The sequence below is a fragment of the Caproicibacter fermentans genome, assembly GCF_014303955.1.
Classification (GTDB): Bacteria; Bacillota; Clostridia; order Oscillospirales; family Acutalibacteraceae; genus Caproicibacter; species Caproicibacter fermentans.
Genome location: NZ_CP060286.1, coordinates 3,097,527 through 3,112,502 on the forward strand (window position 1 = coordinate 3,097,527; position 14,976 = coordinate 3,112,502).

Sequence of the window (14,976 nt, forward strand, 5' to 3'; positions counted from 1 at the left end):
CAGGCCCTTTTCGATGTGTCTTTATGCCTTGCGATTAATATCGGCGGGCTCTTCAAAACCGCCGCAGCTTCCGCAGTCGCCGCCGCAGCCTCCGTGCCCGAGGGAATCCACCGAATGGAATCCCAAAAACGCCAGCGCGGCGATAATCAGGCTGATCAGAATCCATGCCGCCATTCCATCACCTCCCGGGGAAAATGCGGTTCTATGAATGGAAAATTTCGGTAGTTTACGCTGATCTTGCTGGACCAGTTTAACACCTTTTTGCAGGACTGTCAACTTCGGCGCAGGGCTTTCCGAATTTCTGAAGAGACGCCGTGCCGTTTCCCTTTTAAAGCGTTTTGCCGCCGGAAGCGGGACCGCCGCGATCAAATAGGGTCGGAAGCTTTCCGGATTTTGTCAGCGTGGTATAGAGGATCATCAGAAGCGGAATATAAATCAGAATCCAGAAATTTTTAGCGATCAGGGCAAAGTAAATGGCGGCAAGCATCGAAAGCGGATGAATATTAATGGAGGAAGAAACGATCTTCGGCTCAATGATCTGGCGGATGGCGGTAATAATCATCCAGCTGACGAGGAGCATTCCGGCGGTAAAGATGTTTCCGGTGCAGAGATAGATGAGGGCGAGGGGGATATAAATCGTGCCGGGGCCCAGCACGGGAAGAATGTCCGCGACGCCGGTTACAATGCTTACGACCAGCGGGTAGGGGATGCCGAGGGCGATAAAGACGATCAGGGTTTCTAAAAATGTGATAAAATATATCAGCAGGTAGGAGCCGATATATTTTCCGCTCAGGCTGCGGCCGTTGCGGGAATAGCTGCGCAGGTCGTCCGCGCCTCCGGCGGTGAAAAGGCCCAGCAGGCAGTCCTTGATCTTTCTCATGTCTTTCGAAAAGAAGTAGGTGGAGAAAATCATCACGATGAACATGGTGAAAATTGCCGGGAGGGAGGTCAGAAATCCGAGCGTGGTGCTGAGGGCTTTGGTTGCAAGCGACAGCCCCGTCTGAGCCAGGTTCAGCATTTTTTCCTGATTCTGCTGAATAAACCCGGCGTCGATATGATTGATATAATCGCCGACCTGTTTCATGAGGTTGTCAAACGGAAGCGTCAGAATGCCCATGTCGGACGGGGACAGACTGGAAATGTAGGCGATCAGGTTGCTGATTTCACGGATCAGGAACAGCCCGATCAGGAACAGCAGGCCGAACAATACGGCGTAGACCAGCAGAGTCGCCGCTGCGGCGGCCGCAGCCGGGTGGAAATGCAGCCGGTCGCGGAGCCACTCAATCAGCGGCTGGGCGAGCAAAGCCAGAAGGAACCCGGCCAAGAACGGAAAGGTATATTTTAAAGTTACGGCGAACAGGACGAATCCGGCGGAATAACAGACGAAAAACACGATAAGAGGCAAAATGCGGATGAACTGGCGCTTGTCGAACAATGAAAAACCCCCTTGTCAATTTTCATGGAAAAGAGTATGATTCATTATAACGTGTATGGGAAGAAAAAGAAAGAAAAAAAAGAGTGTCCCGCTCAAGAATAGCGGAACACTCCTTCATCGGAACTTATTTCTCTCTGCCCAAAAGCCAATCCACAGAAACGTTGAGGATGTTGGCAAGTGCTGAAAGTTCAAAATCCGTTACATAGCGGATCTGCCCTTCAAGTTTGGACAGGCCGGAAGCGTTCATGTCGACTCCGTTCACTTGGAGCTGAGCTAAAAGCTCTTTTTGCTTCATGCCTTGATTCTTACGTGCCATTTCGACACGAGCTCCCACCAAGTTGCGGGTTCCGAGTGCTTGTTTGCGCAATCTCAATTCATTCATCTCCTCGTAGCAAATTTGGTTTCGCATACACTTCTTTTTCACAAGACTGTGCTTGCCGGCAGGATTCGGCAATACAGCTGATTTTCCGGGACCGAATCTACCCTTAATACCGACAGAGATTAGTATAATAGCTTTTTGTGATTATTGCAATAAAAAAATGGATTATTTTCACGTAGTTCGCAGTATTATTTAGAAAAAGTTTATAATTTTGACAAAGATGTCAACATACATTTATTATTTTATCACGACAAAATAAAATTATTCTTTTTTGAGAACTCCGAATCACTTTTTTACAAATGGGAATTTTTATTAAACCGTCGCTTGCAAAGGCGGCGCGGAGGTCGGTGCTGCGGGTATTATTTTTTTGCAGCGGCCAAAATGCCTGAATTCATCTTTCGGTGCTGCCTGAGTGACACGCTGCATTATGCATCAATCAATAATTTCGTGTCAGTCTATAATATGTCGGCTTGAGGATTGGAAGTCACAGTATTTTTGAATCTTATAATACAGGAGATGTTTTTCTTGGAAAATAACAGCGAAATGAAGACAAATCTGACCATGCTGACCGATTTTTATGAAATAACCATGGCGAATGGTTATTTCACAAACGGTCACCGGGACACCGTGGTTTATTTTGACATGTTTTTCCGCGAGATACCGGACAACGGCGGCTATGCGATTATGGCGGGCGTTCAACAGCTTGTGGATTACCTGGAAAACCTGAAATTCACGCCGGAGGATCTTGAATATCTCCGCGGCTGCAAGATTTTCAGCGAAGAGTTTATCGGGTATCTGCGGGATTTCCGCTTTTGCTGCGACGTCTGGTCGGTACCGGAGGGAATGCCGATTTTTCCGGGAGAGCCGATCCTAACCGTGCGCGGCCCGGTGATACAGGCTCAGTTTATTGAAACAATGATTCTGCTGACCGTGAATCATCAGAGCCTGATCGCGACAAAGGCAAACCGTATCTGCCGCGCCGCGCAGGGCAGACCGGTCATGGAATTCGGTTCCCGGCGAGCTCAGGGCGCCGACGGGGCCATCCTGGGGGCGCGAGCCGCGTATATTGGCGGCTGCTGCGGCACGGCCTGCACGATTTGCGACCGTGAATACGGGGTTCCGGCTCTGGGAACCATGGCGCACAGCTGGATTCAGCTCTTTGATTCCGAATTGGAAGCCTTCCGCGCCTATGCGCGGGAATATCCACGGAACTGTACGCTGCTGGTCGATACTTATAATGTTTTAAAGTCCGGCGTCCCCCATGCGATTCAGGTGTTCCGCGAAGAAATCCTGCCGCGCGGGTTTCGGCCCGGGGGAATCCGGATAGACAGCGGCGACATCACCTATCTTTCCAAAAAGGCCAGAAAAATGCTGGATGACGCGGGTTTCCCCGATTGTAAAATCTGTGCTTCCAACTCGCTCGATGAATATATCATCCGCGATATGCTGATGCAGGGGGCGAAGGTGGACAGCTTCGGCGTCGGAGAACGGATGATTACCTCCTCAAGCCATCCGGTATTCGGCGGCGTTTACAAGCTCAGCGGGGTGGAAGGAAAAGACGGCGTGGTCACGCCGAAAATTAAAATCAGCGAAAATGTATCGAAAATCACTACGCCCGGCTTCAAAAAACTCTGGAGGCTTTACGACCGATCGAGCGGTAAGGCGCTCGCGGACGTGATCACCCTCTCCGACGAGGTGATCGACGACACGCGGCCCTATGAAATTTTTGACCCGAATTTCGTATGGAAGCGCAAGACGCTCACGAATTTCCGCGCGGAGGATATCCGCGTTCAGCTGTTCCAAAACGGGCGCTGCCTGACGCGGAAGCAGCCCCTGAAAGAGCTGCAGTCATACTGCTGCGAACAGGTGGACACGCTCTGGGACGAAGTCAAACGGTTTGAAAATCCCCACAAGTATTATGTCGACCTGTCCCAGAAGCTGTGGGACGTGAAGAGCCGGCTGATTTCCGAATATTCCTTCGGCCCGAACGCTTGACATTTTGTCCGAAATCGTTTAGAATACAGAATACTATGCGAGCAGGCCGGGCAGCCGCGGGCGCAGCGCGAAAGCGCGCGCGCGAGGAAAGTCCGAGCTCCACAGGGCGGAATAACGGCTAACGGCCGCCGGGGGCGACCCCAGGGAAAGTGCAACAGAGAAATACCGCCGCGTTTTTTCGCGGTAAGGGTGGAAAGGCGGGGTAAGAGCCCACCAGCGCGCGGGAGACCGCGCGGCTCTGCAAACCCTATTCGGAGCAACACCGCAGAGGGACATCATGCGCCTGCCCGGCGCGTCCCGAGAAGGTGGCACTGAGCCGCGGTGGCAACACCCGGCCAAGATAGATGGCTGCTTAAGACAGAACTCGGCTTACAGACCTGGTCGCATGCAACAAAACGGCGCGCTGATTTCAGCGCGCCGTTTTTTTACGTGCGAGGACCCAGTCAAAACAACGATGATTTTTCGTCGGTTGTAAAATTGCGGGGCCTGCCGTCGGCGGAAGAAGCCGGCAGGCCCCGCTTGGCTGCTTATGTACTGTTGCTACCTTACGCTTTTCAATGAATAAAGAGTGAGATGATAAACAGAATGATGATAACGGAAATGCCCATGACAGCCGTCATGCCGGTTTGGCATCTGTAAGCTTCATCCGTTTTCATATCGGAGAACTGAGATACAACCCAAAAATAAGAATCATTGGCGTGAGAGGCAACCATGGAGCCGGCGCCGATTGCCAAAACGACAAGGACCTTGCCGATTGGGCTGGTGAAGCCCATATTGCTCAGCAAAGGAGCCATCATGCTGGAGGTTGTAATCATGGCGACAGTTGAGGCGCCCATGGCGAGCTTGAGTATCATAGCGATTACGAATGGGATGACAACGCCCAGCCCGGAAGCAAGCAAACCCGTAGTTGATTTTGAGATGGGAAGAAGCTGAAGAATTGCCCCGAAGGAACCGCCCGCACCGGTGATGGCAATGATGGAGGCGGAGTCGGTCACGCCTTTGCTTACCCATTTCAGGGAATTTGCCTTTTCGGATTTGGGAATGAGAGTCATGGCCAAAAATACGCCCAGGATTAAAGCGACCACGGGATTTCCCACAAAGGTCAAAACATTATAAATGGTCCCTTTGCCAAATGGTAGCGATGGGAAAGCGGCAATGGAAGAAACCCCGATCAGAACGATTGGCAGCAGGATCGGCGAAAAACTGTGCAGGACACCGGGGAGCCGACCGTATTTTTCTTTCAGCTCCTCGAGGGAACACTCTGAATTCGCCGGAATATTGATTTTGCTTGAAATCTTTTTCGCATACAGAATTGATACCGCGACAGCCGGAATCGATACCAATAAGCCCATCATAATCGTGAGGCCAAGGTCCGCGTTTAATGTGCCGCACATGGCGATGGGGCCCGGGGTTGGCGGCACCAAGCAGTGAGTGGCATACAGCCCGCCGGATAGTGCCGTTGCCATGACAGCCAGAGAGGTGTTGCTTTGCTCCGCAAGCGCCCTGCTGATGGGGGAGAGAACAACAAAGCCCGAGTCGCAGAATACGGGGATTCCGGTCACATACCCCATGGCGCCGATTGTGAGCACACTTCTTTTTTTGCCGACGATTTTCAGGATGCTGTTGGCCATGGTGAGCGCCGCTCCGGTTTTTTCAAGAATGGTGCCAATGATTGTTCCGCAGAGAATGACGATTCCAATGTTGGACAGAATGGAACCGAACCCGCTCTTTATTGTGTTGATGACCTTTACCGGCTCGATTCCACAGACGAGACCAACCAGAATGGAGATGACAACCAGCACAATAAACGGGTGCAGATTGAACTTAGAAATCGCGATAACCATGGCTGCGACAGCTAATATGATTACGCTGAATAGGAAAAATGAAGACATAATAACTCCTCCAGTTTTATTTTAAGGCAAAATTTGCCTCGTTACCCCTCATGCCGCATGAAACACAGACGCATAAAATATTCTTTTATAAAAGGATCGCTGTCGTTTAGATCCAGAGCATCCCACAGCTTGTGCAGCCGGTACTGCAATGTGTTTTTATGGATGTGCAATTCGTCGGCTGCCAGATTTACACTGCATTTTTTTTGGTAGTAGCAGGCGGCTGTTTCCATAAGACTGTTCAGCTCACCGTCGCTGAATTTCGTTTTTAAAATCTCGTACATTTCATCGATATCATGTTTTTCTCTCGCGTAGGTGTTTTGCATCAGATATCGGAATTTACAGTCCGTTTTCGTAATGTCGCTGACCGTGGGTTCTTTGGTGCAGAAACATAAAGCGGAAGTCTCTTCATAAGACCGCTTTATATCTTTGGAGTTAAAGCAAAGGCCCCCGATGCAGAGATGAAAAGCTTCTTTCATGCAGTCCTCTAGGCATTGATTCATCCGCGCGGTATATTTATCCTCGCTTTTTGTCATTCCGCTTTTTACAATTACCAGTCTGTTGTTTACGGTGCCCCAAACATCACATTGGCTGTTAATCAGCTGGTGGTAAAGCAGGCTTTCCGCAAGGCGGTTCATTTTTTGCTGTTCATGCAGGGCGTCCTGACCGGTGTTGATGCGGATCAGAATCACCCGGATCGGAAATTTCTGTTGTATGCAGAGCGCGCTGCCGAGAGAGGCAAGCATCTCATCGTCGCTGGGGGACAGGGCCAACAGTAAGTGGAGGTATCGGGTCCGCATCTCAGACGTTACCTGCTGTTGTAGCGCAACGGCGTTGAGCTCGATACATTTTGCGGTATATACAGCCAGCAGATTGGCGGTTTCCCGTACTTCATCCGGATTCCCAAAGATTCCGACTACGGCGATCAGATTTCCGCCGCTGTAAACCGGCATATTGTAGCCTTCCCGAGCACCCGGATATTGGTTGATCGCGTTCTTTTCAATGGCAACTGCACGCCCGGATCGAATCACTTCGCAGGCACCGGCGTGAATGGTTCCAATACGATCCCTTTCAGTAGAAGAGATGATGACGCCTTTTGTGTTCATAATGTTAATAATCCGCCCACCGACAAGACGTGAGGTAGCTTCAACAAGTTCTTGTGCCATTTCTTCAAAACGCATAGTTTTTTCTCCGACTTATTCAAATGCCACGCAGCTTCCCACAGACATGTGGCAGCCGCTGAATTGTGTGTTTTCCTCAAGCATTTGTTCCGCTTTCGACCCGGAGCAGTGGCTGAATCCCAGAATGGATATTCCCATGCCGCCCAGGGCCAAAAGCGTGCTTTGGATCCGCTGTGGGTCGGCTTCCACCAGATGGGTTCCTCCGAACAGAGCGTAGATGGGTTTTTTCAATCTCGTGCGTATCGTTTCCACCATATTCAATATGCCGGGGTGTGAGCAGCCCACAAGAAGAACCAGACCATTTCGTGATTCCGCAGCCAGACAAATTTCATCCGAAAAATCGTCGGCGCGAACTTGTGGGAGCGTTCCTTTCACAAATCGTTTGGGAATTGTCTCAAGACTGTTGGTGCGATTGAAATTACCGATGAGCCAGCAATGATCCGACAGAGGGAGAATGTCCGTACAGACGCGGTGTTCAATCCGATAATGTTCCAGAAATCGCAGGTCAATGCCGGAAGAAAGGTCTACATATTTTTTTCCGTCAAACGCATATTTCTTTTCCAAAAATCCGGGGCCGGTATAAAGAACTCGCCCGCCGAGTCCTTTTTCCGCGAGATCGCGATATCCGGCGGCATGATCATAATGGTTGTGGGTGCAGACTGTAAAATCCGCCGCCGCCAAATCGATTCCCAGTTTATGTGCGTTGTGCAGGGTCGCCGTACCTGCTCCGCAATCGAACAAAAAGCTTTGAGTATCGGTTTCAACCCACATGGAAAGCCCGTGCTCGTTTTTCAGCGATTTGTTTTCGTCATTTGCATCGTCCATCAGTGTGATAATGTTGATCATTTACAACCCCCGTTCGAGCCTTTCAGATAAGCTGCATATTATTTCGACTTTTTACAACAACTTTATAGTAATTATTATACTGAGTTTGATACGCTATTTCATTGTTACCGGTACCAAATTATTGACTGTGCGAGGCGGATAATCTTGTTCTAGGAAAATTTTGCAGATGCCGGACCCGGCGTTCATCAGACTGATAAGGGGAACGGCCCGCCTTTTCCGGCGGGCCGTTCCCCTTATATAGGAAGATATGGTAAGAATCTTGTAATTGAATAAAATTGATTATACAAGTGCGAAAAGAGAACTGAAGAAACTGGTCAGGTTACGAATGCAGATCAACAGCGTGACGGCAATCACGACCGAACCCAGAATGTTTTGAAGCGCTCCGTTTTTGTAACGGCCCAGCCCGCGGTGATTCATGCAATACATCAGGAACAGAGCGACGACGGGAAGAATGATCGCGTTCGCCGCCTGCGCGAGCAGAATGATCTGGGTCGGGCTGGATTTCCCCAGTGCGGAAAGAACCATGCCGAACGCCAGAACAACAATCCAAAGGCCTTTAAATTTCAGGTCCTTCATGTTTTTCCCGAAACCGAGAACGCCGGAGGTAGCAAAGGCCGCCGCGAGCGGCGCCGTGATCGCCGAGGTAAATCCTGAGGCGAAAAGGCCGATGCCCAGGCACAACCCCGACCAGCTGCCCAGAATCGGATTAAAGGCCTTGGCCATATCCGCGCCGTTTGCAACCTGATTGCCGGTTCCGTAAAGATTTGCGGAAGCGGCAACGACAATCGCCATGGAGATGAGACCGCCCAGCCCGATGGAGACCACGGTGTCGATCCGGGCGCTTTTCAAGTCCTCAACATTTTTCCATCGCTCGGAAGCGGAGGAGGCGTGCAAAAACAAATTGTACGGTACGACGGTCGTTCCGATCAGGCCGATTACGGTCATCCAGCCGGTTTTGCCCGTGGCGGGTACAAAAAGCCCTTTCAAAACCGCGCCCCAGTCAGGACGGGACATCAGCGCCGTGACAAGGAAAACGACGCTCATGATCAGGACCAGAGCGATCAATACCTTTTCAATTCTATTGTAGCTGCCGGACCAGAGCAGAAGAAACGCCAGCGCCGCGAGAATCGGCGCCCAGACGGTAACGGGAACAGACGGCACGATCGTGTTGATTCCAAGCGCGCCCCCGACAAGATTGCCGGTTTCATAGGCGATATTGCCGACAAACACGGCAAGAATGATGATCACCACTGTGATCGATTTTAAAACGGGAGAAAGAACCTTTTCACGGATATTTTCGCCCAGCCCTTTTTGAGAGATGATTCCAAGCCGCGCCGACATTTCCTGAAGGATCATCGTTGCGATGGTGGAGAAGAGCAGAGCCCAGAGCAGTGTGTAGCCGTACCCGGCTCCCGCTTTGATGCAGGTTGTGACCGTTCCGGGACCGATGAAAGCCGCGGCGACCAGGGCCCCCGGGCCGATATTTTTGATGCGATACTTCAGTTTTTCCATTGATTACCCTGCCTTAGATAACGGAGATCCGCTAGTATTTTTTCGTTATTTTGGCAGAGCGGCACCCGGCGCCGCACTTTCCGCCTTTTAAACGAGGGGTACAAAAGCGTGCAATCCCCCGCTTCAGGTGGAAAACACGCCTTTGTATTTAACGGTGATATTTCATTGTATTTTTTTGTTTGATTAAACCACGCTGAACAGCAGCTCGCCGTAGGTCGGGTACGGCAGATAGTCGGAACCGAGCAGCGGCTCCAGCTTGTCGGCGACTGTGCGGGTTTCCGCCATTTTTGCGAACACGGTGTTGCGGAAATACTGCGCCTGTTCCAGCGTATCCTTGAATTCCCGATCCGTATTGACGGCGGAGTCCAGAGCCTCAACCTTTTCATACAGCTCGGAAGAAAGCTCCGAAAGCTTTTTCAGCAGGGCTTCTTCGTAACCGCAGCACAGATCCGGGCAAAGCTGCTTTTTGCCGTTGGCTGTCTCGCTCAGGTCTTTCATGTAGGAAGCGGCCGCGGGGAGCAGATCCTTGCGAATCATGTCGACCATGGTAAACGCTTCAATGCCGACCTGCTTATAGTAGTTTTCCAGCTGGATTTCATAGCGGGAGACGACTTCCGTCTTGGTCAGAACGCCGTGCTTTTCAAACAGCGCGATGTTTTCAGGCTTAATATAGTAAGGCAGCGCCTCAACGGTGGAGTGGAGGTTCAGCAGTCCGCGCTTCGCGGCTTCATCGATCCATTCCGGCGCGTAGTTGTTGCCGTTGAAGATGATGCGTTTGTGCTCTTTGATTGTTTTCTGAATCAGAGCGTTCAGCGTGCCCTTGAAGTCGTCCGCCTTTTCCAGCTGGTCGGCAAACTCGCACAGGGCGTCGGCAATAATGGTGTTCAGCATCATGTTCGGGCAGGCGATGGAATCGGAAGAGCCGGCCATGCGGAACTCGAATTTGTTGCCGGTAAACGCAAACGGAGAGGTGCGGTTGCGGTCGGTTGTGTCCTTCGGGGTTTTCGGCAGAACGTCGGTGCCGATTTCCATGAAGACGCGGTCCTTTTTCACGCAGGGCTTGCCGGCTTCAATCGCGTCCAGAATTTCCTTCAGGTCTTCGCCGACAAACATGGAAACAATGGCCGGAGGCGCCTCGTTCGCGCCGAGGCGGTGGTCGTTTGCCGCGCTGGCCACGCTGATGCGGAGAAGATCCTGATGCTCGTCGACCGCTTTGATGACGGCTGCGAGGAAGAGCAGGAACTGTGCGTTTTCACTCGGGGTTTCGCCCGGTTCCAAAAGGTTTTCGCCCTTGTCGGTGGACATGCTCCAGTTGTTGTGCTTGCCGTTGCCGTTGATGCCCGCGAAGGGTTTTTCATGCAGAAGGCAGGTCAGTCCGTGTTTGATCGCGACTTTTTTCATCACTTCCATGACAAGCTGGTTATGGTCGGTTGCAATATTGCTGGAAGTGAAAATAGGCGCGAGCTCATGCTGAGACGGGGCAACCTCGTTATGTTCGGTTTTGGCCAGGATGCCGAGCTTCCACAGCTCTTCGTTCAGGTCCGCCATGAAAGAGGCGACGCGGGGCTTGAGCGCTCCGAAGTAATGATCGTCCAGCTCCTGTCCCTTCGGCGGTTTTGCGCCGATCAGCGTGCGGCCGGTGTAGATCAGATCTTTTCTCTTTTCATAGAGAGCCTTGTCGATGAGGAAGTATTCCTGTTCAGGGCCGACGGTGGTTGTAACGCGAACCGCTTCGGTGTTGCCGAACAGGCGGAGAATGCGCAGAGCCTGTTTGTTGACGGCGTCCATCGAGCGCAGCAGCGGGGTCTTTTTGTCCAGAGCCTCTCCGCCGTAGGAATAGAAGGCGGTGGGGATGCACAGGGAATTTTCCTTTATAAAAGCGTCGCTGGTCGGGTCCCATGCGGTGTAGCCTCTTGCCTCAAAAGTAGCCCTCAGCCCGCCGGACGGAAAGCTGGAAGCGTCCGGTTCGCCCTTGATGAGCTCTTTACCGGAAAATTCCATGATCACCCTTTCTCCGTCGATGGGGGAAATGAAGCTGTCGTGCTTTTCCGCCGTGATGCCGGTCATCGGTTGGAACCAGTGGGTAAAGTGGGTCGCTCCCTTTTCCAAAGCCCATTCCTTCATGGCGTTTGCGACCACGTCGGCTACTTTGGGGTCCAGCGTTTTACCCTGCTCTCTTGTTTCCTTGAGGGCCTTGTATGCTGATTTGGGAAGCCTAGCCTTCATTACGGTGTCGTTGAACACCATACTTCCGAACAATTCTGGAATATTGCTCATCAGAAATTCACTCCCTATATAAAATACGGTTGAAATGAAAAAAGATGCTGTCGGCCCCTTGGTATAAGAGCCCAACAACACCTTTGTTGCATGTTTTCATTATATTGCGATTTCGAAGGGAAGTCAATATTTAATTGCAGCCAAATGCAGAAATTAAAAGAAAAAAAGCCAATATGCTGTTTGGAATCATCCAATATGAATTTTACATTACAAATTCCTCCATTTTCTCAAATCTCAGTAAAACTATTGACTTTATCGGGTAAACAATATATCATGTAAAAACATACAAAAGAAAGTTTTTTTAAAAATTAGTTTACATTGTTAAGGAGACCTTCCGATGAACCGGGGCATTTTACTTCGACGGAATTTAGTCGGCAAACGAAAATTTCTTTTCTTGCAGGGAGGCTGATGGGAATATGCAAAATGAGGGGGAAATCAGAATCCCGTCCGGGTGCGCGATCACGGGCGTGATTTCAAAAAGCGGAGAGCGGTTCAGCGGCGAAACGGCCATCCGTTCCATTGAACCGATGCACGACCGTTCCAACGGGCTGGGCGGCGGGTTTGCCGCTTACGGAATTTATCCGCAGAACCGCGACCTTTACGCTTTCCATGTCTTTTATGACAGCGCGCGCGCGAAAGAGGAGTGCGAGCAGGTCCTTCAGACCAGCTTCGACGTTACGGTCGCGGAAAAGATTCCGACGAGGAAGATGCCGCAGATTACGGACGAACCGGCCATCTGGCGCTATTTCTGCCTTCCGTACGAAAAGCTGCTGCAAAGCACCGGCCTGGACGAAAGGGAATTCGTCTCCCGCTTTGTCGTGAAGATCAACACGCAGATTCGCGGGGCGTATGTGTTCAGCAGCGGAAAGAACATGGGTGTGTTCAAGGCGGTCGGCTTTCCGGAGGACGTGGGCCGGTACTACCGCCTGGAGGATTACGAGGGCTACTGCTGGACGGCGCACGGGCGCTACCCGACGAACACGCCGGGCTGGTGGGGCGGCGCGCATCCGTTTAACCTGCTGGATTACACGGTGGTTCATAACGGGGAGATTTCCTCTTATGATGCGAACCGACGGTTTATCGAAATGTTCGGCTACCGCTGCACGCTGCTGACCGACACGGAGGTCATTACATATATTATCGACTACCTGAACCGCAGGCAGGGCATGAGCCTGGAGGAAACCGCCGACGTTATCGCCGCTCCGTTCTGGAGCGAGATCGACGCGATGGACGAGGCGGACCGGAAAAAATTCACTTATTTAAGAAACGTGTATTCCAGCATGCTGATTACGGGCCCGTTCTCGATTCTGCTCGGATTTACCGGCGGCATGATGGCGCTGAACGACCGTCTGAAGCTGCGCAGCATGGTGGTCGGCGAAAAAGGCGACCGCGTTTACGTGGCCAGTGAAGAGTGTGCGATCCGCACGGTGGCGCCGGAGCTGGACCGCCTGTGGTCGCCGCGCGGCGGCGAGCCGGTCATTATTCAAGTCAACGAGGGGGTGCGGATCTGACATGGCGATCAACTATAATATCCCGGAATACGACGTTCTCCGCGACCCGCAGCGCTGCATCGCCTGCCGTGTCTGCGAGCGCCAGTGCGCAAACGAGGTGCACTCCTTCGACCCGGATTCCGGCACGATGAAAAGCGACGAAAGCAAATGCGTCAACTGTCACCGCTGCGTCGCGCTCTGCCCGACGCACGCGTTGAAAATTGTGAAGAATCCGGATACGTTCCGCCTGAACGCCTACTGGGGGCAGAACGACATCAGCGAAATTTACAGGCAGGCGGAAACCGGCGGAATGCTGCTTTCCTCCATGGGCAATCCGAAGCCATACCCGATTTACTGGGATAAAATCCTGATTAACGCCTCCCAGGTGACAAACCCGTCCATCGATCCGCTGCGCGAGCCGATGGAGACCCGCACGTTCCTCGGCAAAAAGCCGGGCGCCATTGAACGGAATCCGGACGGAAGCATCAAGACCGACAGCCTTCCGCCCCAGCTGAAGCTGGAGGTCCCGATTCTGTTCTCCGCCATGAGCTACGGCTCCATCAGCTACAACGCGCATCAAAGCCTCGCGAGGGCGGCACAGGAGCTGGGAACCTATTATAATACGGGCGAAGGCGGGCTCCACGAGGACTTTTACAAATACGGCCCAAACACCATCGTTCAGGTCGCGTCCGGCCGGTTCGGCGTTCATCACGACTATCTGGAAGCCGGCGCGGCGATTGAGATCAAAATCGGGCAGGGCGCGAAGCCCGGCATCGGCGGGCACCTGACGGGGGCGAAAATCACGGACGCGGTTTCCCGCACCCGCATGATCCCGAAGGGTACCGACGCAATTTCCCCGGCGCCGCACCATGATATTTATTCGATTGAGGACCTGCGCCAGCTGGTTTACTCCCTGAAAGAGGCGACGGAGTACAAAAAGCCGATCATCGTCAAAATCGCGGCGGTTCACAACGTGGCGGCGATTGCGAGCGGAATCGCCCGCAGCGGGGCGGACATCATCGCGATCGACGGTTTCCGCGGCGGCACCGGCGCGGCGCCGACCAGAATCCGCGACAACGTCGGCATTCCGATCGAGCTTGCGCTCGCGGCGGTGGACGAACGCCTCCGGCAGGAGCAGATCCGCAGCAACGTCTCACTGATTGTCGCGGGCGGCATCCGCAATTCCGCGGACGTGGTCAAGGCGATTGCGCTCGGCGCGGACGCGGTCTACATCGCGACCCCGGCGCTGATCGCGCTGGGCTGCCACCTGTGCCGCACCTGCCAGATCGGCAAGTGCAACTGGGGGATCGCGACCCAGCGGCCGGACCTGGTCAAGCGCCTGAATCCGGATATCGGCTACAAGCGTCTTATGAACCTCGTTTCCGCCTGGCAGCACGAGATCATGGAAATGATGGGCGGCATGGGCATTAACTCGATTGAGGCGATGCGCGGAAACCGTTTGATGCTGCGCGGCGTCGGCTTGAACGAAAAAGAGCTTGAAATTCTTGGAATCAAGCATGCGGGGGAATGAGTGATGAAACGGGTTTATGTGAATGAAGAATGGTGCCTGGGGTGCCATTTGTGCGAATACAACTGCGCGTTTGCCGCGACCGGCGAAACCGATATGGCAAAGGCGCTCAAGGGTGTTACGATTCACCCGAAAATCCAGATTGAGGAAAACAACCGGATCAGCTTTGCCGTTTCGTGCCGCCACTGCGACGACCCGATCTGTGTGAAAAGCTGCATCGCGGGCGCGATTTCCAAGACGGACGGCGTGGTTCATGTCGACAAGAGCAAGTGCGTCGGGTGCTACACCTGCATTCTGGTCTGCCCTTACGGCGCGGTGATGCCCGCCCCGGACGGCCACGCAATTCAGAAATGCGAGCTGTGCACCGACAACTCCTGCGGAGAGCCGGCCTGCGTCAAGGGCTGCCCGAATGCCGCCATTGTGTTTGAAGAGAGGTGAATCGAC

General features: G+C 52.7%; 12 protein-coding genes and 1 other RNA gene. 5 read left to right on the forward strand and 8 right to left on the reverse strand.

What is annotated here, in order from left to right; all coding sequences use genetic code 11:
* Positions 1–21: 21 nt before the first annotated feature.
* From HCR03_RS15425 to HCR03_RS15435, 3 genes are all read right to left on the reverse strand, one after another.
* Entirely contained in the window at positions 22–174 is a 153-nt protein-coding gene (locus HCR03_RS15425; RefSeq protein ID WP_156989575.1) for a FeoB-associated Cys-rich membrane protein, read from the reverse strand.
* 154 nt (positions 175–328) lie between these two features.
* Entirely contained in the window at positions 329–1,435 is a 1,107-nt protein-coding gene (ytvI, locus tag HCR03_RS15430; protein WP_066645403.1) for a sporulation integral membrane protein YtvI, read from the reverse strand.
* A gap of 124 nt (positions 1,436–1,559) precedes the next feature.
* Positions 1,560–1,817, reverse strand: a complete 258-nt coding sequence (locus HCR03_RS15435; protein WP_321173055.1) for a helix-turn-helix domain-containing protein — start codon at positions 1,815–1,817, stop codon at positions 1,560–1,562.
* A gap of 540 nt (positions 1,818–2,357) precedes the next feature.
* Between HCR03_RS15435 and HCR03_RS15440 the strand changes: the two genes are divergently transcribed.
* Both HCR03_RS15440 and rnpB read left to right on the forward strand, forming a co-directional pair.
* Positions 2,358–3,809: a nicotinate phosphoribosyltransferase gene (locus tag HCR03_RS15440; RefSeq protein ID WP_066645421.1), complete on the forward strand. Its 1,452-nt coding sequence runs from the start codon at positions 2,358–2,360 to the stop codon at positions 3,807–3,809.
* Positions 3,810–3,847: 38 nt separating this feature from the next.
* Positions 3,848–4,197: RNase P RNA component class A (rnpB, locus tag HCR03_RS15445), an RNA gene on the forward strand.
* A gap of 166 nt (positions 4,198–4,363) precedes the next feature.
* On the opposite strand, the gene HCR03_RS15450 is transcribed toward rnpB, so the two are convergent.
* From HCR03_RS15450 to HCR03_RS15470, 5 genes are all read right to left on the reverse strand, one after another.
* Entirely contained in the window at positions 4,364–5,701 is a 1,338-nt protein-coding gene (locus tag HCR03_RS15450; protein WP_187035251.1) for a GntP family permease, read from the reverse strand.
* A gap of 41 nt (positions 5,702–5,742) precedes the next feature.
* Complete coding sequence (locus HCR03_RS15455) at positions 5,743–6,879, reverse strand: CdaR family transcriptional regulator (RefSeq protein ID WP_187035253.1); 1,137 nt, start codon at positions 6,877–6,879, stop codon at positions 5,743–5,745.
* Between the two features lie 15 nt (positions 6,880–6,894).
* Positions 6,895–7,725 (reverse strand): MBL fold metallo-hydrolase, encoded by an 831-nt coding sequence (locus tag HCR03_RS15460; RefSeq protein WP_187035255.1) that lies wholly within the window; start codon positions 7,723–7,725, stop codon positions 6,895–6,897.
* A gap of 279 nt (positions 7,726–8,004) precedes the next feature.
* Positions 8,005–9,237 (reverse strand): Nramp family divalent metal transporter, encoded by a 1,233-nt coding sequence (locus HCR03_RS15465; RefSeq protein ID WP_066645405.1) that lies wholly within the window; start codon positions 9,235–9,237, stop codon positions 8,005–8,007.
* 183 nt (positions 9,238–9,420) lie between these two features.
* Positions 9,421–11,514, reverse strand: coding sequence for a glutamine synthetase III family protein (locus tag HCR03_RS15470; protein WP_187035256.1), 2,094 nt, complete (start codon positions 11,512–11,514; stop codon positions 9,421–9,423).
* Positions 11,515–11,930: 416 nt separating this feature from the next.
* Between HCR03_RS15470 and HCR03_RS15475 the strand changes: the two genes are divergently transcribed.
* The 3 genes from HCR03_RS15475 to HCR03_RS15485 are packed head-to-tail and all read left to right on the forward strand — an operon-like array spanning position 11,931 to position 14,970.
* The gene (locus HCR03_RS15475) at positions 11,931–13,025 is read left to right on the forward strand and encodes a class II glutamine amidotransferase (protein ID WP_066645409.1); all 1,095 of its coding nucleotides are present in this window, start codon (positions 11,931–11,933) and stop codon (positions 13,023–13,025) included.
* 1 nt (position 13,026) lies between these two features.
* Entirely contained in the window at positions 13,027–14,535 is a 1,509-nt protein-coding gene (locus HCR03_RS15480) for a glutamate synthase-related protein (protein WP_066645410.1), read from the forward strand.
* Positions 14,536–14,538: 3 nt separating this feature from the next.
* Positions 14,539–14,970, forward strand: coding sequence for a 4Fe-4S dicluster domain-containing protein (locus HCR03_RS15485; RefSeq protein ID WP_187035258.1), 432 nt, complete (start codon positions 14,539–14,541; stop codon positions 14,968–14,970).
* Positions 14,971–14,976 lie beyond the last annotated feature (6 nt).

Bases quoted from the DNA above. Each gene is read 5' to 3' on its own strand.
- HCR03_RS15425 (WP_156989575.1), bottom strand. From the start codon at position 174: ATGGCGGCATGGATTCTGATCAGCCTGATTATCGCCGCGCTGGCGTTT.
- HCR03_RS15435 (WP_321173055.1), bottom strand. From the start codon at position 1,817: ATGAATGAATTGAGATTGCGCAAACAAGCACTCGGAACCCGCAACTTG.
- HCR03_RS15440 (WP_066645421.1), top strand. From the start codon at position 2,358: ATGAAGACAAATCTGACCATGCTGACCGATTTTTATGAAATAACCATG.
- HCR03_RS15450 (WP_187035251.1), bottom strand. From the start codon at position 5,701: ATGTCTTCATTTTTCCTATTCAGCGTAATCATATTAGCTGTCGCAGCC.
- HCR03_RS15455 (WP_187035253.1), bottom strand. From the start codon at position 6,879: ATGCGTTTTGAAGAAATGGCACAAGAACTTGTTGAAGCTACCTCACGT.
- HCR03_RS15460 (WP_187035255.1), bottom strand. From the start codon at position 7,725: ATGATCAACATTATCACACTGATGGACGATGCAAATGACGAAAACAAA.
- HCR03_RS15465 (WP_066645405.1), bottom strand. From the start codon at position 9,237: ATGGAAAAACTGAAGTATCGCATCAAAAATATCGGCCCGGGGGCCCTG.
- HCR03_RS15470 (WP_187035256.1), bottom strand. From the start codon at position 11,514: ATGAGCAATATTCCAGAATTGTTCGGAAGTATGGTGTTCAACGACACC.
- HCR03_RS15475 (WP_066645409.1), top strand. From the start codon at position 11,931: ATGCAAAATGAGGGGGAAATCAGAATCCCGTCCGGGTGCGCGATCACG.
- HCR03_RS15480 (WP_066645410.1), top strand. From the start codon at position 13,027: ATGGCGATCAACTATAATATCCCGGAATACGACGTTCTCCGCGACCCG.
- HCR03_RS15485 (WP_187035258.1), top strand. From the start codon at position 14,539: ATGAAACGGGTTTATGTGAATGAAGAATGGTGCCTGGGGTGCCATTTG.